This is a genomic window from Bacillus safensis (assembly GCF_039619585.1).
Classification (GTDB): domain Bacteria; phylum Bacillota; class Bacilli; order Bacillales; family Bacillaceae; genus Bacillus; species Bacillus safensis.
This window is the reverse complement of record NZ_CP154909.1, coordinates 2,037,555-2,056,649: the sequence shown is the minus strand read 5'-3', so window position 1 is coordinate 2,056,649 and position 19,095 is coordinate 2,037,555. Positions and strand designations below refer to the sequence as shown.

At 41.1% G+C, this 19,095-nt stretch carries 20 protein-coding genes; all 20 read left to right on the top strand.

The window, feature by feature from the left end:
• Positions 1-80 precede the first annotated feature (80 nt).
• The 20 genes from folE (at position 81) to AAYR28_RS10315 (ending at position 19,051) form a co-directional block, all read left to right on the top strand.
• Positions 81-650: a GTP cyclohydrolase I FolE gene (gene folE, locus AAYR28_RS10410; RefSeq protein WP_003215789.1), complete on the top strand. Its 570-nt coding sequence runs from the start codon at positions 81-83 to the stop codon at positions 648-650.
• A gap of 24 nt (positions 651-674) precedes the next feature.
• Positions 675-905 carry a trp RNA-binding attenuation protein MtrB gene (gene mtrB / locus AAYR28_RS10405; protein ID WP_008344541.1) on the top strand — a complete coding sequence of 77 codons (231 nt, stop codon included), beginning with the start codon at positions 675-677 and terminating at the stop codon, positions 903-905.
• A 114-nt stretch (positions 906-1,019) separates the two neighbouring features.
• Positions 1,020-1,787, top strand: a complete 768-nt coding sequence (locus AAYR28_RS10400) for a heptaprenyl diphosphate synthase component 1 (protein ID WP_024422811.1) — start codon at positions 1,020-1,022, stop codon at positions 1,785-1,787.
• Between the two features lie 3 nt (positions 1,788-1,790).
• Positions 1,791-2,495, top strand: a complete 705-nt coding sequence (locus AAYR28_RS10395; RefSeq protein WP_024422810.1) for a demethylmenaquinone methyltransferase — start codon at positions 1,791-1,793, stop codon at positions 2,493-2,495.
• A 24-nt stretch (positions 2,496-2,519) separates the two neighbouring features.
• The gene (hepT, locus tag AAYR28_RS10390; protein WP_024422809.1) at positions 2,520-3,482 is read left to right on the top strand and encodes a heptaprenyl diphosphate synthase component II; all 963 of its coding nucleotides are present in this window, start codon (positions 2,520-2,522) and stop codon (positions 3,480-3,482) included.
• A 129-nt stretch (positions 3,483-3,611) separates the two neighbouring features.
• On the top strand, positions 3,612-4,058 hold the full coding sequence (ndk, locus tag AAYR28_RS10385) for a nucleoside-diphosphate kinase (RefSeq protein WP_024422808.1): 447 nt from the start codon (positions 3,612-3,614) through the stop codon (positions 4,056-4,058).
• 145 nt (positions 4,059-4,203) lie between these two features.
• The gene (locus AAYR28_RS10380) at positions 4,204-4,983 is read left to right on the top strand and encodes a CheR family methyltransferase (protein WP_024422807.1); all 780 of its coding nucleotides are present in this window, start codon (positions 4,204-4,206) and stop codon (positions 4,981-4,983) included.
• A gap of 73 nt (positions 4,984-5,056) precedes the next feature.
• Positions 5,057-6,229: a chorismate synthase gene (gene aroC / locus AAYR28_RS10375; protein ID WP_024422806.1), complete on the top strand. Its 1,173-nt coding sequence runs from the start codon at positions 5,057-5,059 to the stop codon at positions 6,227-6,229.
• Complete coding sequence (aroB, locus tag AAYR28_RS10370; protein WP_101676908.1) at positions 6,229-7,320, top strand: 3-dehydroquinate synthase; 1,092 nt, start codon at positions 6,229-6,231, stop codon at positions 7,318-7,320. The genes aroC and aroB overlap by 1 nt, the downstream gene beginning before the upstream one ends.
• The gene (gene aroH, locus AAYR28_RS10365; RefSeq protein WP_024422804.1) at positions 7,317-7,700 is read left to right on the top strand and encodes a chorismate mutase; all 384 of its coding nucleotides are present in this window, start codon (positions 7,317-7,319) and stop codon (positions 7,698-7,700) included. The genes aroB and aroH overlap by 4 nt, the downstream gene beginning before the upstream one ends.
• A gap of 231 nt (positions 7,701-7,931) precedes the next feature.
• Complete coding sequence (trpE, locus tag AAYR28_RS10360) at positions 7,932-9,479, top strand: anthranilate synthase component I (protein ID WP_046311614.1); 1,548 nt, start codon at positions 7,932-7,934, stop codon at positions 9,477-9,479.
• The gene (gene trpD, locus AAYR28_RS10355) at positions 9,451-10,473 is read left to right on the top strand and encodes an anthranilate phosphoribosyltransferase (protein WP_061109290.1); all 1,023 of its coding nucleotides are present in this window, start codon (positions 9,451-9,453) and stop codon (positions 10,471-10,473) included. Before trpE ends, trpD begins: the two co-directional genes overlap by 29 nt.
• Positions 10,466-11,218 carry an indole-3-glycerol phosphate synthase TrpC gene (gene trpC, locus AAYR28_RS10350; RefSeq protein ID WP_120208145.1) on the top strand — a complete coding sequence of 251 codons (753 nt, stop codon included), beginning with the start codon at positions 10,466-10,468 and terminating at the stop codon, positions 11,216-11,218. The genes trpD and trpC overlap by 8 nt, the downstream gene beginning before the upstream one ends.
• Complete coding sequence (locus AAYR28_RS10345) at positions 11,215-11,883, top strand: phosphoribosylanthranilate isomerase (RefSeq protein WP_120208143.1); 669 nt, start codon at positions 11,215-11,217, stop codon at positions 11,881-11,883. Before trpC ends, AAYR28_RS10345 begins: the two co-directional genes overlap by 4 nt.
• The gene (gene trpB / locus AAYR28_RS10340) at positions 11,864-13,063 is read left to right on the top strand and encodes a tryptophan synthase subunit beta (protein ID WP_120208141.1); all 1,200 of its coding nucleotides are present in this window, start codon (positions 11,864-11,866) and stop codon (positions 13,061-13,063) included. Before AAYR28_RS10345 ends, trpB begins: the two co-directional genes overlap by 20 nt.
• On the top strand, positions 13,060-13,863 hold the full coding sequence (gene trpA / locus AAYR28_RS10335; protein WP_046311603.1) for a tryptophan synthase subunit alpha: 804 nt from the start codon (positions 13,060-13,062) through the stop codon (positions 13,861-13,863). Before trpB ends, trpA begins: the two co-directional genes overlap by 4 nt.
• Positions 13,864-13,874: 11 nt before the next feature.
• Entirely contained in the window at positions 13,875-14,972 is a 1,098-nt protein-coding gene (gene hisC, locus AAYR28_RS10330) for a histidinol-phosphate transaminase (RefSeq protein WP_024422797.1), read from the top strand.
• 114 nt (positions 14,973-15,086) lie between these two features.
• Positions 15,087-16,202, top strand: coding sequence for a prephenate dehydrogenase (locus AAYR28_RS10325; RefSeq protein WP_034280434.1), 1,116 nt, complete (start codon positions 15,087-15,089; stop codon positions 16,200-16,202).
• A 10-nt stretch (positions 16,203-16,212) separates the two neighbouring features.
• Positions 16,213-17,499 carry a 3-phosphoshikimate 1-carboxyvinyltransferase gene (aroA, locus tag AAYR28_RS10320; protein WP_034280435.1) on the top strand — a complete coding sequence of 429 codons (1,287 nt, stop codon included), beginning with the start codon at positions 16,213-16,215 and terminating at the stop codon, positions 17,497-17,499.
• A 280-nt stretch (positions 17,500-17,779) separates the two neighbouring features.
• Positions 17,780-19,051 (top strand): tetratricopeptide repeat protein, encoded by a 1,272-nt coding sequence (locus AAYR28_RS10315; RefSeq protein WP_034280436.1) that lies wholly within the window; start codon positions 17,780-17,782, stop codon positions 19,049-19,051.
• The last annotated feature ends 44 nt before the right edge of the window (positions 19,052-19,095 follow it).

Below are 19,095 nucleotides of genomic sequence, written 5' to 3'. Positions count from 1 at the left end.
AGAACGCTCTCCTTTGCTTTTAGGATCTGAAGTGTGCTAGAATCTGAATGAAATGTAATCGCCTTTGGAGGATATAATACATGAGTGAAATAAATAAAGAATTAATTGAACATGCGGTACGCGATATATTAAAAGCAATCGGAGAAGATCCGGATCGTGAAGGACTTCTTGATACCCCAAAACGAGTCGCAAAAATGTATGAAGAAGTGTTCTCGGGATTAAATGAAGATCCAAAAGAACATTTTAAAACCATTTTTGGCGAAGACCACGAAGAACTCGTCCTTGTAAAAGATATTGCTTTCCATTCAATGTGTGAACACCACCTTGTGCCTTTCTACGGGAAAGCCCATGTTGCTTATATTCCGCGCGGAGGAAAAGTAACGGGACTTAGTAAGCTGGCAAGAGCTGTAGAAGCCGTGGCTAAACGCCCGCAGCTTCAGGAACGCATTACATCAACCATTGCAGATAGTATGGTGGAAACACTTAATCCGCATGGCGTGATGATTGTCGTTGAAGCAGAGCATATGTGTATGACGATGCGCGGAGTGAAAAAGCCAGGCGCTAAAACAGTCACATCAGCCGTCCGCGGCACATTTGCAAATGATGCAGCCGCAAGAGCAGAAGTGCTTTCCTTTATTAAAAACGACTAATTCAATAGATGGAAGGTGAACAAAATGAGTGAAAATAAAGCATCTGATTTTGTGGTGATTAAAGCCATTGATAATGGTGTAAACGTCATCGGCCTAACAAGAGGCTCTGATACAAGATTTCACCATTCCGAGAAACTCGATAAAGGTGAAGTGATCATTGCACAATTTACTGAGCATACGTCAGCGATCAAAGTAAGAGGCGATGCTGTCATTCAAACAAGCTTCGGCGAAATTCAAAGCGAAGCAAAGAAATAAAGAACTTGTAGCACTTGATAGCATAAAAGTGAGAGCTGATATGGTATAATAAATCTCTATACAATGTGCAGGTCTACATATGAAACTGTAATTTTTGGGACAAGGGTGATATCTTTGCAAGACATCTACGGAATTTTATCTAATCTAAATATAAAATTAAATAAAAAGCTTTCTCATCCTTATTTGGCGAAGCATTTACGCGCACCACTCATCGATGAAGATAAGCTCCTTCTTTTTCATGCAATGTTTGAAGAAGCTCAAATTGATGCAGAGAAAAAAGAAAATTATATTTTAACGGCGATGCTTGTGCAAATTGCCCTTGATACCCATGACGAAGTCACAACTGCTGCAGCCATCAAGCAAGACGAATTCAAAAATCGTCAGCTGACCATCCTGGCAGGAGACTATTTCAGCGGTCTCTATTATTCTCTTCTCTCTGACATGAAAGACATTTATATGATCCGCACGCTCGCTACGGCGATCAAAGAGATCAATGAACATAAAATTAGACTGTATGACCGGTCCATTCAAGATGCAGCGCACTTTTACAAAAGTGTAGCTACAGTTGAATCTGCGCTTTTCCAAAGGATTTCTGAGCATTTTCAATTAACGCATTGGAATGAGATTGCAAGTCGTTTTCTTGTTTATAAACGCTTCATGAAACAAGCAGAAAATGACAAACATTTAAAACTTTTTTTGAACGATCGTTATACGGACGCCTATTCGTGCTTTGACAATTTTGAGAATGAAGGCTATGAAAAGGCCAAACGAACGATCAAGGAGCATCTTGTTTCATCTCCGGTCGTTCAAAAAGAGCTATTAAATCGCTTGGATCATATGAAAAATGAGCCTGCGTACCATCAGAAAGTGGAAGAAGGGTAAGTCATGCAGCAATCAAAAGAACAGCGAGTACACGGTGTATTTGAAAAAATTTATAAAAACTATGATCAAATGAACTCTGTCATCAGCTTTAAACAGCATAAAAAATGGCGCGATAAAACAATGAAACTTATGAATGTGCAAAAAGGGTCTAAAGCATTAGATGTATGCTGCGGGACAGCCGATTGGACAATTGCGCTTGCAGATGCTGTTGGAGAAAAAGGCGAGGTCAAAGGCCTTGATTTCAGTAAAAACATGCTGAGTGTTGGAGAAACGAAGGTGAAGACTGGGGGCTACAAACAAATTGAATTGCTTCATGGCAATGCGATGGAGCTCCCTTTTGAGGACAACTCATTTGATTATGTCACCATCGGTTTTGGACTTAGAAACGTTCCTGATTATTTAACAGTGCTCAAGGAAATGACAAGAGTAGTGAAGCCTGGCGGAATGGTTGTCTGTCTCGAGACTTCACAGCCTGAGATGATCGGCTTTAAACAGGGCTACTACATCTATTTCAAATACATTATGCCGCTCTTTGGTAAATTGTTTGCCAAAAGCTATCAGGAGTATTCATGGCTTCAAGAATCAGCCAAAACGTTCCCTGGCATGAAAGAGCTGGCGGCTCTGTTCGAAGAGGCCGGGTTGTCTGATGTCTCGTATCATCCATTTACAGGCGGTGTAGCAGCAACACATATCGGAAAGAAGCTTTGAATAAACGATATTTGGGTGAAGATAATGAAATTAAAAGCAATGATCTCTTTTTTAAATCATGATATCGATATAATTGAAAAAGAGCTTGAACAAACAGTTCGCTCTGATTATGCATTATTAAGTGAAGCAGGTCTTCATTTGCTGCAAGCGGGCGGAAAACGAATCCGCCCCGTTTTTGTTCTCCTTTCAGGCATGTTTGGTGACTATGACATTAATAAAATTAAATATGTTGCCGTTGCCCTCGAGCTGATTCATATGGCATCACTTGTTCACGATGATGTTATTGATGATGCAGAGCTGAGAAGAGGCAAACCAACGATAAAGGCAAAATGGGATAACAGAATTGCCATGTACACAGGGGATTATATGTTTGCGAGATCACTTGAATACATGACAAAAATCAATCACCCAATGGCACATGAAATTTTGTCAAAAATGGTCGTCGAGCTTTGTCTTGGTGAGATAGAGCAAGTGAAAGATAAATATAATATGGATCAAAACCTGCGTACATATTTAAGAAGAATCAAACGAAAAACAGCCTTGCTCATTGCAGGCAGCTGTCAATTAGGCGCCATTGCAGCAGGTACAGATGAAAAAACACATAAAGCCCTCTATTGGTTTGGATACTATGTCGGCATGTCCTATCAAATCATTGATGATGTCCTTGATTTCACATCAACTGAAGAAGAGCTGGGCAAGCCTGTCGGAGGAGACCTTTTACAAGGGAATGTCACACTCCCAGTCTTATATGCACTGAAAAATCCGACACTAGAAGGTCAATTGAAGCTGATCAATAGTGAAACGACGGAGAAGCAGCTGGAGCCTGTCATTGAAAGCCTCAAACAAACAGATGCGATCGACCGCTCGATTCGAGTGAGTGAAATGTATTTGAAAAAAGCTTTTGAACAGCTCGACAAACTTCCTCGAGGACGTGCGAGAACGTCACTCGCCTCCATTGCAAAATATATTGGGAAACGAAAATTCTAATCAACGTGATGTTGATTGGTTTTTTTGTGAAATTTTATGTCAAAAATTGATTATTATAAAAAAAAATGATACGATCACTTTGTAACAATGTAAGCCTATACATACATAACGACGGGGTGGAAAACGTATATGGACAAAACATTTCTTATGGTCAAACCTGATGGTGTGGAAAGACAATTAATCGGTGACATTGTGTCAAGATTCGAAAAAAAGGGGCTTCAGCTTGTTGGTGCAAAACTAATGAGTATTCCAAAGGAAGTAGCAGAAACCCATTACGGAGAGCATAAAGAAAAACCGTTTTTCGGGGAATTGGTTGACTTTATTACGTCAGGACCTGTATTTGCAATGGTATGGCAAGGTGAACAGGTAGTAGACGTGACAAGACAGATTATCGGCAAAACAAATCCAAAGGAAGCGCTTCCAGGCACAATAAGAGGAGACTATGGATTGACTGTTGGGAAAAACATTATCCATGGGTCAGACTCACCAGAAAGTGCTGAAAGAGAAATTAACTTATTCTTCAAACAAGAAGAACTCACAAGCTGGGATCAAACCATCTCAAGCTGGATTTATTAAGTTTCAAGCCAAGGTGTTCATCTAATGAGCACTTTGGCTTTTTTTATATTGAACTTTCTACACGAAATTTCTCGTGAGAAGATACAAATTTTCGATAAAAACAGCTATACTAGGACAAAGATAGATGAGACAGGAGAGGACATTGATGGATCCATATCAAGTATTTGTTGGAAAATGGAAAAAACTAACCGGGGTTGATTTAAATTTATATAAAGAAGCACAAATGAAACGAAGATTAACATCACTTTATGATAAAAAAGGATATAAAGATTTTGAAGCATTCGCGGCCGCGCTTGAAAAGGACAGAGCATTATTAGATGAGACGATGGACCGCATGACGATAAATGTGTCAGAATTTTACCGAAACTATCAGCGCTGGGAAGTACTTGATCAAAAAATCCTGCCGCTGCTTTCGAAAAATGGCGGCACCCTAAAGATTTGGAGTGCAGCATGTTCGACAGGAGAGGAGCCATATACACTCTCCATGCTGCTGTCAAGTCATCCTCTTGTGAAAGACTTCCAAATTATTGCAACTGATATTGATGATAAAGTTCTGCAGTCAGCTCAAAAAGGCAGATATCATGAACGCTCTCTGCAAGAGGTGCCAGATCATATCAAGCAAAAATATTTCACAAAAGAAGATTCTTCATTTTACACTGTGAAGGATGAGGTTCGAAAGCATATTCAATTTAAGAAGCACAACCTTTTAGCAGATCCATATGAAAAACAGCTTGACCTCATCGTCTGCCGAAATGTACTGATTTACTTTACTGAAGAGGCAAAAGAAGAAATTTACTTAAAAATGAGCAGCAGTTTAAAACAAAATGGCGTATTATTTGTTGGTTCTACAGAGCAAATTTTTCACCCAGAAAAGTTTGGACTGACATCTGCTGATACTTTCTTTTATCAAAAGAAGGGTATGTAGCTGACTTTTTAGTAGCAAGTGTGTTATTATATTTTTACTTAAAAGCGTTAATGCGATGAAGGGAGATTGAGTCATGAGGTACTTAACAGCAGGTGAATCACATGGTCCACAACTGACCACAATTATTGAAGGAGTTCCAGCGGGACTTTACATAGAGCAGGATGACATCAATTATGAATTGGCTAGAAGACAAAAAGGTCATGGCCGCGGAAGAAGAATGCAGATTGAAAAAGACCAGGCGAAAGTGTTAAGTGGTGTTCGCCACGGGAGAACATTAGGTTCCCCAATCGCACTTGTTGTTGAAAACAACGACTGGAAGCATTGGACAAAGGTGATGGGGGCAGAGCCGATCACAGAAGAAGAAGAAAGTGAAATGAAGCGTCAAATCTCCCGTCCAAGACCAGGACATGCGGATTTAAATGGGGCGATCAAATATGGACACCGTGATATGAGAAACGTATTAGAGCGCTCATCAGCCCGCGAGACAACTGTTCGCGTAGCAGCAGGCGCAGTTGCCAAACAAATCTTGGCACATCTAGGGATTAAAGTAGCTGGCCACGTTCTTGAAATTGGCGGAGTGAAAGCAGCTCATACAGCATATGAGTCTATTGAAGATTTGCAGAAGGTAACAGAAGAATCACCTGTTCGCTGCTATGACAGTGAAGCAGGTCAGAAAATGATGGATGCAATTGATGAAGCGAAGAAAAATGGCGATTCAATTGGCGGAATTGTTGAAGTCATCGTTGAAGGGATGCCGGTTGGGGTTGGCAGCTATGTTCATTACGACCGTAAATTGGACAGCAAGCTTGCGGGCGCTGTACTTAGTATCAACGCTTTTAAAGGGGTTGAATTCGGTATTGGCTTCGAGGCAGCCTCTAAAAACGGCAGTGAGGTCCATGATGAAATCATCTGGGATGAAGAAAAGGGCTATACGAGAAAAACAAATCGCCTAGGTGGTCTTGAAGGCGGAATGTCAACCGGTATGCCAATTGTCGTAAGAGGGGTTATGAAACCAATCCCAACGCTTTATAAGCCGCTTCAAAGCGTTGACATTGAAACAAAAGAACCTTTCTCTGCAAGTATTGAACGATCTGACAGCTGTGCTGTTCCTGCTGCAAGTGTTGTTGCAGAAGCAGTCGTTGCATGGGAAATTGCCAATGCAGTTGTGGAGCAGTTTGGCCTTGACCAAATCGACCGCATTAAAGAAAATGTTGAGAAAATGCGCCAGCTTCAGAGGGAATTTTAATGAAAACACTGGAAGTTAAGACGTCTTCAGCCACTTATCCTGTATTTATCGGTGATGGGATTAAACGCAATATCGTCGACTTGATAACTTCCACTGGGCATTCCTATACGAAGCTCTTAATCGTCACAGATGCAGCTGTTGATGCCATTTATGGGGATGAGATGGTTCGCTTACTTCAGCAGAAGTGGCCTGTGAACAAAGTGGTTGTGCCAAGCGGAGAGCAGTCAAAATCCTTTGCCGAATTTGAGCATATTCATACGAAAGCCATTCAATTTCAGCTTGATCGTTCCTCCTGCATCATTGCGCTGGGAGGAGGCGTGATTGGAGATTTGGCTGGCTTTGCTGCTGCCACTTATATGAGAGGCATTGATTTTATCCAAGTGCCGACGACGCTGCTGGCACATGATAGTGCAGTTGGCGGGAAAACAGGGATCAACCATCCGCTCGGTAAAAATTTAATCGGTGCGTTTCATCAGCCGAAAGCTGTGATCTATGATACTAGTATGCTTGAGACTTTATCTCAAATTGAACGAAGATCAGGCTTTGCAGAAGTCATCAAACATGCACTGATTTCAAGTGAAGAATTTTTATCAGAACTCATGTCCATTCGTTCTTTGACGGATTTATCAAAAAGCGAGCTGGCACATATGCTGTATCAAGGCATTCAAGTCAAAGCGTCAATCGTTAAAGAAGATGAAAAAGAACAAGGTGTGCGTGCATTTTTGAATTTAGGCCATACACTAGGGCATGCCATTGAAGCAGAGTATGGATATGGCGCCATCACGCACGGAGATGCCATTGCAATCGGCATGCAGTTTGCGCTGTATGTGAGCGAAAAGCAGCTGGGGCTCAGCCTTAATCGTTTGGAACTAAAAGAGTGGATGAAAGAGCTCGGTTTCCCAGTCAAAGTCACAAAAGATATTTCCACGAAAACATTTGTTGACCGGATGATTGGTGATAAAAAAGCAAGAGGCGGCAGTGTTCAATTTGTTTTATTAAAACAGGTTGGAGACGTCACCTTACAGTCTTTCACAAAAGATGAGCTGCACTACTGGCTCGAAGAATGGAAACGGGAGGAGGGATGTCTATGATGTTTCGCGGGATACGTGGGGCTACAACTGTGATAGAAGATACAGAAACAGAAGTGTTAAACAAAACGAAACAGCTGCTAGAAGCGATCATTTCAAGAAACCAAGTAGATCCAGAACGTGTCGTGCAGATCTTGATTTCAGCTACACAAGATATTCACTCCGTTTTTCCGGCAAAAGCACTTCGTCAGTTTGAAGGATGGACATATGTACCGGTTACATGCATGCAGGAACTGGACATTGATGGCGGTTTAAAGCAATGTATTCGTGTCTTAATGACTGTCCAGACAGATACAAAGCAGGAAGACATACAGCATGTGTACTTGGAAGAAGCTGTGACGCTTCGCCCTGATTTACAGTTGACAAAAAACAAGGAATTATAATACGATATGAACAGCCGAAGTTTACACACAGGTGTAAACGGCATTGCAAGTTTAGAGAAGATGAGAATGAGACTAGGGTAGTTGAGATGAGTAGAGTTGAGCAGAGATACGATACTTCTATTTAATCATACTGCCTAAAAGAGTAACCCTCTTTTAGGCTTATTTCGTATACTCATACAAACCCTCTATATGTCCCCTCATTCTCCTTAATTCCATTTAAGGAGTGTGCTTATGAATTCCCAATCAAATCTGACCCAATTTTTAAAGGATAGTGAGTCCTACAAAACGATCCCAATTGTTGAAACCATTACAGTCGATACGCTCTCACCGATTCAAATTGTTGAAAAGCTCAAACAAGATATTGTGTATTTGCTAGAAAGCAAAGATGAGTCTTCCAGCTGGTCGAGATATTCCTTCATTGGATTGCATCCGTTTTTAACCTTACATGATGACCAAAACAAATACGTTGCACGTGATGCTGCGGGGCAGGAAGTCATGCAAAAGCAAGAGCTGAAAAAACTGCTGGATTGGATGAAAGAGCAATATCAAATCAAAACGCCAGATATTGATATCCCATTTACAGGCGGGGCTGTTGGGTACTTAAGCTACGATCTAATCCCAAACATTGAACCTTCTGTCAGGCCTCACCGCAGCGCATCGCTGGCAGAAAATTGCACATTATTTGTCTGCCAAACGATGATTGCTTTTGATCATGAAACAAATCATGTTCATTTTATCCAGTACACCCAGCTAACCGGACATGAAACAGAAGACGAAAAAATACGCGCTTACAAAGAAAATCAAAAACAACTTGAACAGATGATTCACAAGCTTCATTCAAAGGTTGATATGAAAGAACTGATTTTATCAGGGAATATGAATGAGCCGCCGTCCTTTGAACATGTGACGTCAACCTATGAAAAAGCGCAATTTCTAAAAGATGTTGAAAAAATAAAAGAATACATTCGAGCGGGTGACATTTTTCAAGGCGTACTCTCGCAGCGCTTTGATATCCCTGTGTCAGTGAGTTCATTTGAATTATACCGCGTGCTTCGGATTGTGAATCCATCTCCTTATATGTATTTTATGAAATTAAAAGATCGTGATTTAGTCGGCAGCTCGCCAGAACGATTAATCCATGCCAAAAATGGGCATTTAGAAATTCATCCTATTGCTGGCACAAGAAAACGCGGAAGAACGATAGAAGAGGATGCTGAGCTAGCAAAAGAGCTGCTTGAAGATGAAAAGGAAAAAGCCGAGCATTACATGTTAGTGGATCTTGCCAGAAACGATGTTGGCCGTGTGGCAGAATACGGCAGTGTATCCGTACCTACCTTTACAAAAGTAGTGAATTTTTCACATGTCATGCACATCATCTCCATTGTGACAGGTAAGCTAAAGCGGGATACACATCCAGTCGATGCGCTCATGTCCGCATTCCCTGCAGGCACATTAACAGGTGCCCCGAAAATAAGAGCGATGCAATTATTAAATGAAATGGAGCCTGAGCCAAGAGAAACGTATGGCGGCTGTATTGCCTATATTGGATTCGACGGCAATATCGACTCCTGTATTACCATTCGTACGATGAGCGTCAAAAATCAGACCGCTTCTATACAAGCAGGCGCCGGCATTGTGGCTGATTCTGTCCCGGAAAATGAATGGGAAGAGACTTGTAACAAGGCAGGAGCACTTTTGAAAGCCATTCAGCTTGCGGAACATATTTTCTCAGAAAAGGAGAGTGTGCAGGATGAATCACCGACTATCAGCTCTTGTTAATGGAGGCTTTCTATCAGAAAATGAAGCAAATAAACTCATGCATGATATGATGAGCGGCTTTTTAACAGATGCTGAAGTCGCTGCTAGTCTCTCGATTTTAGCGCATAGAGGAGAAACCGCTGAAGAAATGACGGGTTTTGTGAAAGCCATGCGGCAAAATGCAGCACCAATGGAACGATCGCTTGATGTTGTTGACACTTGCGGCACAGGAGGCGATGGACTCTCCACCTTTAATATATCAACTGCCGCCGCCATTGTCGCTTCCGCTGCTGGAGCCAAAATCGCCAAACACGGAAATCGATCAGTTTCTTCTAAAAGCGGGAGTGCCGATGTACTTGAGTGTCTTGGGATTCATATTCAATCCACACCAGAAGAAACAAGAAGACAAATACAAGAGAAAAACATGGGATTTTTATTTGCCCCATTGTATCATTCATCTATGAAACAAGTAGCCGCAGTCCGCAAGCAGCTCGGCTTCCGGACGGTATTTAATCTATTAGGTCCGCTTTGCCACCCAATGCAAGCCAAAAAGCAAATCATCGGCGTTTACTCAAAGGAAAAGGCGAAATTAATGGCAAAAGCCCTTGCACCGTTAGAGCCAGAACATGTGCTGTTTGTTTGCGGAGAAGATGGGCTGGATGAATTAACGATTACAGCAAATTCATATGTGATTGAACTCAAAAAAGATGTCATGACAGAATATACACTCAATCCAGAAGACTTTGGGCTGCAAAAAGGATATTTATCAGATATTCAGGTCCAATCACCGGAAGAGAGTGCTAAATTGATTCAGAATATATTGAATCATCAAACAGGAGGGGCGCCGCTTCATATTACAGCCCTGAATGCTGGAGCGGCTTTATATGTCGCAGGAAAGTCAGAAAGCCTCATGGCCGGAACATTAAAAGCGATTGAAACGATTAAAAACGGCGCAGCCAAAGAACAATTGGCTCGTTTAAAACAAAAAACGAGAGAGGAAGAGATCTATGCTTAATCAAATCATTGCCCGCAAAAAAGAACATATCCAAACATTGCAGTTACCAGTGGATGAACACTTTGAAAGACGATCATTTAAAAAAGCACTCATGAATCCTCATCGCTCAATTGGTCTCATTGCGGAGGTGAAAAAAGCGTCTCCTTCCAAAGGAATCATTCAACCGAATTTTGATCCTTTACAAACAGCAAAAGCTTACGAAAAATCAAACGCTGATTGCTTATCTGTTTTAACGGATGAACCGTTCTTTCAAGGAAAAAACGAATACTTATCCCTCATTAAAAAACACGTAGATCGTCCGATTTTAAGAAAAGATTTCATCATTGACTCCATACAGGTAGAAGAGTCAAGACGTATAGGAGCAGATGCCATTTTATTAATCGGAGAAGTACTTGAGCCGCAAAAGCTGCACGAGCTCTATGCTGAAGCAAAAGAGAAAGGCCTTGATGTCCTTGTCGAAGTACATGCAGCAGATACACTCGAAAATATTTTAAAGTTGTTCACTCCTGAAATCATTGGAGTGAACAACCGGAATTTAAATACATTTACAACAACAGTTGAACAAACAAAAGAGATCGCACCCCTCGTTCCAAACGATGTCTTACTAGTGAGTGAGAGCGGTATTCAAACATTTGATGATCTGACCTTTGTGAAGGAACATGGAGCGGGTGCAGTTCTTGTAGGAGAATCATTAATGAGAGAACAATCACAAGAAAAAGCCGTTCAAACATTGTTTGGAGAATGAACAGGATGAAGCCTTACTTAAAATATTGCGGAGCAGTATCACAAGGCGATGTGGAATGTATTGCGCAATCTCACGCAGATGCCATTGGATTTATTTTTGCTCCAAGTAAAAGACAAGTCCAGCCAGATCAAGTGAAACAATGGCTCATTCAAACAAAGTGTGAGAAAAAAATTGCCGGTGTATTTGTAAATGAAAAGATCGAAAAAGTGTGTGAGATCACAAAACATATACCTTTAGATATCGTACAGCTTCATGGAGATGAAACACTGGATGACGCAAAAGAAATTAAACAACAAACAGGAGCTGTCGTTTGGAAAGTGTTCCATCACGAGCCCAATGTCACAAGTACGCTCGAAAAAATGACGGCATTTGCGCCTGTTGTCGATGGCTTCCTCATTGATGCGAAAGTAAAAGGTATGAGAGGCGGCTCTGGAACAGCATTTACTTGGGAGGCGGTGCCTGCATACGTTCAGCACGCAAAACGGCTTGAGAAAACTTGCATAATTGCAGGCGGTATCACACCAGAAACGGTAGCAGAGCTCCTTGCTTATGGTCCAGAAGCGCTCGATCTTTCAAGCGGAATAGAAGAAAACGGGAAGAAAAGCAGCGCTAAGATCGAAGCGCTCGAAGAAAGGATGTTAAATGATGTACGCATATCCAAATGAGATTGGCAGATACGGAGAATTCGGAGGGAAATTTGTCCCGGAAACGCTCATGCAGCCACTTGCAGAAATCGAGCAGGCATTTCGTGAATTAAAAGAAGACCCTGCTTTTCAAGCAGAATATGTATCACTACTTCGAAACTATTCAGGCAGACCAACTGCGCTTACATATGCTGACCAATTATCAGCATACCTCGGCGGCGCAAAAATCTATTTAAAAAGAGAAGATTTAAACCACACGGGTGCTCATAAAATTAACAATGCGCTTGGTCAGGCCCTGCTTGCGAAAAAAATGGGGAAATCAAACATCATCGCGGAAACAGGCGCGGGCCAGCACGGAGTAGCTGCTGCAACGGTGGCCGCAAAGTTCGGGTTATCCTGCACGGTATTTATGGGAAAAGAAGATGTGGAAAGACAATCACTCAATGTCTTTCGGATGAAGCTGCTTGGCGCTGAAGTCATACCTGTCACAAGCGGGAATGGCACACTAAAAGATGCAACCAACGAAGCTATCCGCTATTGGGTTCAGCACTGCAGTGATCATTTTTACATGATTGGCTCCGTTGTAGGCCCTCATCCGTATCCTCAAATCGTCAGTGAGTTCCAGCGGATGATTGGTGATGAAGCAAAAGAGCAGCTGCTTGAAAAAGAAGGAAGGCTTCCTCATAAAGTCATTGCCTGTGTTGGCGGCGGAAGTAATGCCATTGGAATGTACCGGGCATTCTTAGATGAAGAGGTAGATATCATTGGTGTAGAGGCAGCTGGAAAAGGAATCGATACGCCGCTCCATGCTGCAACCATCACGAAAGGAACCAAAGGTGTGATCCACGGGTCTTTGACATACTTAATCCAAGACGAATTTGGCCAAATTATTGAGCCATATTCGATTTCCGCTGGTTTAGATTATCCGGGAATTGGACCAGAGCACGCATATTTACATGCGAGCGGGCGGGTTCAATATGTGAGTGCGACAGATCAAGAAGCACTAGATGCCCTAAAACTGCTGACTGAAAAAGAAGGAATTCTGCCAGCAATTGAAACTGCACATGCGTTAGCCAAGGCGTTTGAGGTAAGCAAGACGATGAATGAAGAGGAAATTGTTCTTGTCTGCCTGTCAGGAAGAGGCGATAAGGATGTGCATACATTAATGAACGTGCTTGAAAGTGAGGGAAAAACAAAATGATCACGTTTCAATTAGAGCAAGGCGAAAAATTATTTATCCCATTTATCACAGCGGGAGATCCGTCACAAGACATTACGATTGATTTAGCTGTCTCTCTTCAAGCAGCCGGTGCACATGCGATTGAACTCGGTGTTCCTTATTCCGATCCATTAGCAGACGGTCCTGTCATTCAAAGAGCCTCCAAAAGAGCTCTAAATCATGGCATGAATATCGTAAAAGCGATAGAATTAGCAGGGAAGATGAAAAAAAACGGAGTAAAAATTCCTGTAATTCTATTTACGTATTATAATCCTGTGTTACAATTAGACACAGAATACTTTTTCGCTTTACTGCGCAAAAATCATATTTCGGGACTCTTAACACCCGACTTGCCGTTTGAAGAGAGCAGCGAGCTGCAAAAGAACTGTCAAACACATGGCATTTCATATATTTCACTCGTTGCACCAACAAGCAAGGAACGATTAGTAAACATTGTAGAGCAGGCAGAAGGTTTTGTGTATTGTGTTTCATCTCTTGGTGTAACAGGTGTCAGGCAATCCTTTGACGCGTCAATTACAGATTTTATTCAACAAGTGAAACAGCTGAGTCACATACCGGTTGCTGTCGGTTTTGGCATCTCAACAAGAGAGCAGGTAGACTCAATGAATAAACTGAGTGACGGTGTTGTTGTCGGAAGTGCACTTGTGAAAAAAATTGAAGAGCTTCAAGAACAATTGCTGGCAAGTGATACACGTCAAGAGGCTTTAAGAGAATTTGAAACATATGCAAAAACATTTAGTCCCCTCTATTCATTCAAATGAGGTGAAACATTTTGCAAATCAAAGATCAATTAAAACAGCTAAAACCGTATCAACCTGGGAAACCAATTGAAGAGGTCAAAAAAGAATATCAATTAGACAAAATTGTGAAATTGGCTTCAAATGAAAACCCTTTTGGATGTTCTGTACATGCAAGAGAGGCAATACAAGCCGAGCTCGAACATCTAGCGATTTATCCTGATGGATACAGCGCAAGTTTAAGAACGGAGCTTGCTGAGTTTCTTCAAGTAAGTGAAAAACAATTAATTTTCGGGAATGGCTCAGATGAACTTGTGCAAATTATTGCGAGAGCATTCCTTGACCAACATACAAATACCGTCATCCCATCTCCATCGTTTCCGCAATACCGTCACAATGCAGTGATTGAACATGCTGAAATTCGAGAAGTGCCTCTTTTAGAAGGAGGAGCTCACGATCTGAAGGGCATGCTGGATGCGATCGATGAAAACACGAAGGTTGTCTGGGTATGTAATCCAAATAACCCGACAGGAAATCATTTGTCAGAATCTGAGATTGTGGCGTTTTTAGATGAAGTGCCAGCTCACGTGCTTGTTGTACTAGATGAAGCGTATTTTGAATACGTTCGTGCAGAAGATTTTCCAAACAGTTTATCTTTATTACACAATTATCAAAATGTCATTGTACTTCGAACGTTTTCTAAAGCATATGGACTTGCAGCGCTTCGAGTAGGCTACGGAATTGCATCAGAAGAGCTGATTACTGCCATTGAACCAGCGAGAGAGCCGTTTAATACCAGCCGTATCGCTCAGGCAGCTGCTCGTGCAGCGATCAAAGATCAAGATTTCATACAATCATGCAGACAGAAAAACGAAGCAGGTCTCAAGCAATATCAAGATTTTGCTGACCGTTTTGGACTATATATCTATCCATCTCAAACAAACTTTGTGCTGATTGATTTTAAAAGAGATGCCGATGAATTGTTCAATGCATTATTGAAAAAAGGTTACATTGTTCGTTCCGGTAAAGCACTTGGTTTTCCGACTTCTTTACGTATTACCGTCGGAACAAAAGAGCAAAATGAAGACATTCTAAGCACACTTGCCGATTTACTGCAAGGCATTCGTGCGTAGCATAACCAGAAAGTCATATCCTAAGGCAGGATATGGCTTTCATTGTACCAACCTCAATACATATAAGCTGTTGAAATAGGTTGTTTAATTTTCGCGAAAAATCAGGTGATGAATATGAATGATGCAAACGAAACAATATTAATCGCTGGACTCGGTTTAATTGGGGGATCCATTGCACTCTCAATTAAAAAAGAGCATCCTCATAAAAAAATTGTAGGATTTGATGTTTCCAAAGAACAAATGGTTGCTGCAACAAAGCTGGGAATTATTGATGCAACAGCTGATTCGTTTTTGGCTGGTTTAGAAGAATCTTCGACCATTATTTTGGCAACTCCTGTCCAGCAAACAATAAAGATGCTTAGTGATATTGCAGACTCTGGAATTGAAAGAGAGCTCACAATCACTGATGTCGGCAGCACAAAGCAAAAGGTCGTCCATTTTGCTGAAAAAGCGCTGCCTGAGCAGTACCAATTTATTGGTGGACATCCAATGGCAGGCTCTCATAAGTCAGGTGTTATTGCAGCGAAAGACTTTTTATTTGAAAATGCGTTCTATATTTTAACGCCTGCAAAGGAAACAAAACGTCAAGCTGTTGATCGGTTGATGGATTTGTTAAAGGGGACACATGCTCATTTCATCGAAATGACACCAGAAGAACATGATGCTGTGACAAGTGTTATCAGCCATTTCCCTCATATTGTTGCAGCCAGCCTTGTGCATCAAGCACATCATTTTGAAGAACAATTCCCACTTGTTAAAAGGTTTGCTGCTGGAGGCTTTCGTGATATCACACGAATTGCTTCAAGCAATCCTGCAATGTGGAGGGATATCCTGCTGCACAATAAACACAAGATTTTAGACCGATTCCATGAATGGAAAAAAGAGATTAACCGCATTGAAACCTTCGTAGAGCAAGAAGATGCTGAAGGATTGTTCTCTTATTTTCAAGATGCTAAGGAATATCGCGATGGACTTCCTCTAAGGAAAAAAGGAGCCATTCCTGCTTTTTATGATCTGTATGTCGATGTTCCGGATCACCCTGGGGTCATTTCGGAGATTACAGGGCATCTAGCAAGTGAAAACATTAGTATTACAAATATCCGTATTATTGAGACGCGGGAAGACATTAATGGGATTTTACGCATTAGTTTTCAAACAGACGACGACCGCAAGCGTGCAGAAATCTGTATAAAAAATAGAGCGAATTACGATACATTTTATGCTGACTGAGGTGACAAACATGAAAATTCATAAAAATGCTCCTATGAATGGAGAAATTCATATCCCAGGTGATAAATCTATTTCACATAGATCAGTGATGTTTGGTGCAATTGCTGAAGGGACCACAGTAGTGAAAAACTTTCTTCCTGGAGCTGACTGTTTAAGTACGATTGATTGCTTTAGAAAGATGGGCGTTGAAATTGAACAAAAAGGGACAGATGTTGTCATTCATGGTAAAGGACTGAAAGAGCTCAAGGAGCCGTCTGACATTCTCGATGTTGGCAATTCTGGTACAACCATTCGATTAATGTTGGGAATATTAGCTGGTTGTGAGTTTCACAGTACACTAATCGGTGATGAGAGTATTGCCAAAAGACCAATGAAACGTGTGACGGGTCCGCTTAAACAACTAGGAGCCAAAATAGACGGCAGAGCAAATGGCGAGTTTACACCACTGTCTATTCGTGGCGGTCATTTAAAAGGAATCTCTTATGAGTCCCCGGTGGCAAGTGCACAAATTAAGTCGGCTGTCCTTTTAGCTGGACTTCAAGCAGAGGGAACAACGACTTTAACTGAACCTCATAAATCAAGAGATCATACAGAAAGAATGCTCTCTATGTTTGGTGTAAAACTAGATGAAGATGAACAAAGTGTTTCCATTGAAGGCGGCCAGACATTAACAGCAACAGATATATTTGTTCCAGGAGACATCTCTTCAGCTGCATTTTTCCTTGTAGCTGGATCAATCGTTCCTAACAGCCGGATTGTCTTAAAAAATGTCGGGTTAAACAAAACAAGAACAGGTATTATTGATGTGCTGAAACTTATGGGTGCAAACCTTGAGATTAATGAAGTAGATGCCAAAGGCGGAGAACCGTATGGTGATTTAACGATTTCTACTTCATCATTAAAAGGGATTGAAATTTCTGGTGACATGATTTCAAGACTCATCGATGAAATTCCGATTATTGCGCTTCTTGCGACCCAAGCAGAAGGAACAACGATCATTAAAGATGCTGCTGAGTTAAAAGTTAAAGAAACCAATCGAATTGATACAGTCGTATCAGAACTTAAAAAACTCGGTGCTGATATTGAAGCAACAGATGATGGTATGAAGATTCATGGTAAAACTACGCTTCAAGGCGGCGCAGTCGTCTCAAGCTACGGAGATCACCGTATCGGTATGATGCTGGGAATTGCCGCATGTGTGACAAAGCAAGCAATTGAGATTGAAGATACAGATGCTGTTCGTGTCTCATACCCGAATTTCTTTGAACACATTGAATATTTAACGAAAACAGTCTGAGGAGGTCCTCAGGCTTTTTCTTTCCTTTTGCATATTTGTCAGAAATATAGCATAGCTTGTCTCAAGGTGAAACCTTGAAAAAAAACATTTTGTCCGATAAAAATAGTGTCTGCAGTTTACAAATCATCAGTTTCGTATAGGATGAAATGAAAAACAGTCTTTAAAACACAAAAATGGGTTCATTTTAAAAGAGCAACATATTTGCTGGATGTGTACCTGTCGATTATGATATGAAGTAACAATAGTTTAGGTTTTTGGAAACAGAAAGGAACGGTTTGATTTGAATAGTTCATTACAAGAAGCCATAAAATTAGTTGAGGCGGGTGAGACTGAAAAAGGACTCCAAACACTTGCTCAAGCAGAGAAGCATTTGCATGATGAAGAAAAGGCGCAAGCGGCTCAATTATATTATGATTGGGGAGATATCGATAAAGCACGGAATCTCATCAGTGATTTACATGATTTATATCCAGAGGAAACAGGTTTAACGTGTTTTTATGCAGAGCTGTTGATTGACTCTGATGATGAAGAGAAGGCGATTGCAGTATTAGAAACGATTCCTGAAGATGATGATGCGTACCCAGAGAGTTTATTGTTAATGGCAGATTTGTATCAAATGCAAGGACTATTTGAAGTCAGTGAACAAAAGCTTTTAAAAGCGAAAGAACTACTTCCGAATGAAGCCATCATCGATTTTGCATTAGGTGAGTTGTATTTTTCTCAAGGTCTTTCAAAGAAAGCGGCCGATTATTTCTACAAAGTGGCAGATCAACAGCATGAGGTTGGCGGTGTCAATGTGTATCAGCGGCTCGCTGAATCGCTCAGCACAGCTGGAGAATTTGAGGATGCACTTGAATGGTATGAAAAGGCAGTAAAAGATCAAGCAGACCCGAATACTCTTTTTGGCTACGGATTTACAGCAATGAGGGCTGGCAGAACGAAAACAGCCATTCAGCAGCTTACAGAACTGAAAGATATTGATCCCTCCTATTCGTCACTTTATATGCCTTTAGCGAAAAGTTATGAGGAAGAAGGACTATATCACGAGGCTTTAGAGGTAGTAAAAGAGGGTATTAAAGTTGATGAGTATAACAAAGAATTATATTTATATGGTGCCAAGATTGATTTGAAAAATGGGGATTCAGAAGATGCGAAAAAACTGCTTCAAGAAGCACTTGCTCTCGATCCGGGTTATATTGAAGCAGTTCAAACATTGCTGGCGATCTATTTAAATGAAGAGCTGTTTGATGAAATTCTGGATGTTATTAAAGAGGTTAAAAGCTTTGGGGAAGATGATCCAAAATGGAATTGGTATGCTGCATCTGCTTCTGTCGGGCGAGAAGAATACAAAGAAGCTGCCGAGTATTTCAAGCTTGCCCTGCCTGATTTTGATGAGGAACGTGACTTTTTATATGAATACGCTTCGTTCCTTTTAGAAGAGGGCAGACAAAAAGAAGCATTGCCGTTATTACGCAAAGTTCTAGAGAAAGATGGCACGAATGAAGAAATTGAAGAAACGATTTTAAGAATTGAAGACGAAATTTCCTTATAGTTTGCAGGAATGAAGAACTGGTTTGTTGAATAATTCATGTATAG

What these genes read in the sequence shown, in the direction of transcription:
- AAYR28_RS10380 (WP_024422807.1), top strand. Translation starts at nt 4,204, where the DNA reads ATGGATCCATATCAAGTATTTGTTGGAAAATGGAAAAAACTAACCGGG.
- AAYR28_RS10325 (WP_034280434.1), top strand. Translation starts at nt 15,087, where the DNA reads ATGAATGATGCAAACGAAACAATATTAATCGCTGGACTCGGTTTAATT.
- mtrB (WP_008344541.1), top strand. Translation starts at nt 675, where the DNA reads ATGAGTGAAAATAAAGCATCTGATTTTGTGGTGATTAAAGCCATTGAT.
- trpE (WP_046311614.1), top strand. Translation starts at nt 7,932, where the DNA reads ATGAATTCCCAATCAAATCTGACCCAATTTTTAAAGGATAGTGAGTCC.
- aroC (WP_024422806.1), top strand. Translation starts at nt 5,057, where the DNA reads ATGAGGTACTTAACAGCAGGTGAATCACATGGTCCACAACTGACCACA.
- hepT (WP_024422809.1), top strand. Translation starts at nt 2,520, where the DNA reads ATGAAATTAAAAGCAATGATCTCTTTTTTAAATCATGATATCGATATA.
- trpC (WP_120208145.1), top strand. Translation starts at nt 10,466, where the DNA reads ATGCTTAATCAAATCATTGCCCGCAAAAAAGAACATATCCAAACATTG.
- ndk (WP_024422808.1), top strand. Translation starts at nt 3,612, where the DNA reads ATGGACAAAACATTTCTTATGGTCAAACCTGATGGTGTGGAAAGACAA.
- folE (WP_003215789.1), top strand. Translation starts at nt 81, where the DNA reads ATGAGTGAAATAAATAAAGAATTAATTGAACATGCGGTACGCGATATA.
- trpD (WP_061109290.1), top strand. Translation starts at nt 9,451, where the DNA reads ATGAATCACCGACTATCAGCTCTTGTTAATGGAGGCTTTCTATCAGAA.
- AAYR28_RS10345 (WP_120208143.1), top strand. Translation starts at nt 11,215, where the DNA reads ATGAACAGGATGAAGCCTTACTTAAAATATTGCGGAGCAGTATCACAA.
- trpA (WP_046311603.1), top strand. Translation starts at nt 13,060, where the DNA reads ATGATCACGTTTCAATTAGAGCAAGGCGAAAAATTATTTATCCCATTT.
- aroH (WP_024422804.1), top strand. Translation starts at nt 7,317, where the DNA reads ATGATGTTTCGCGGGATACGTGGGGCTACAACTGTGATAGAAGATACA.
- aroA (WP_034280435.1), top strand. Translation starts at nt 16,213, where the DNA reads ATGAAAATTCATAAAAATGCTCCTATGAATGGAGAAATTCATATCCCA.
- trpB (WP_120208141.1), top strand. Translation starts at nt 11,864, where the DNA reads ATGTACGCATATCCAAATGAGATTGGCAGATACGGAGAATTCGGAGGG.
- AAYR28_RS10395 (WP_024422810.1), top strand. Translation starts at nt 1,791, where the DNA reads ATGCAGCAATCAAAAGAACAGCGAGTACACGGTGTATTTGAAAAAATT.
- aroB (WP_101676908.1), top strand. Translation starts at nt 6,229, where the DNA reads ATGAAAACACTGGAAGTTAAGACGTCTTCAGCCACTTATCCTGTATTT.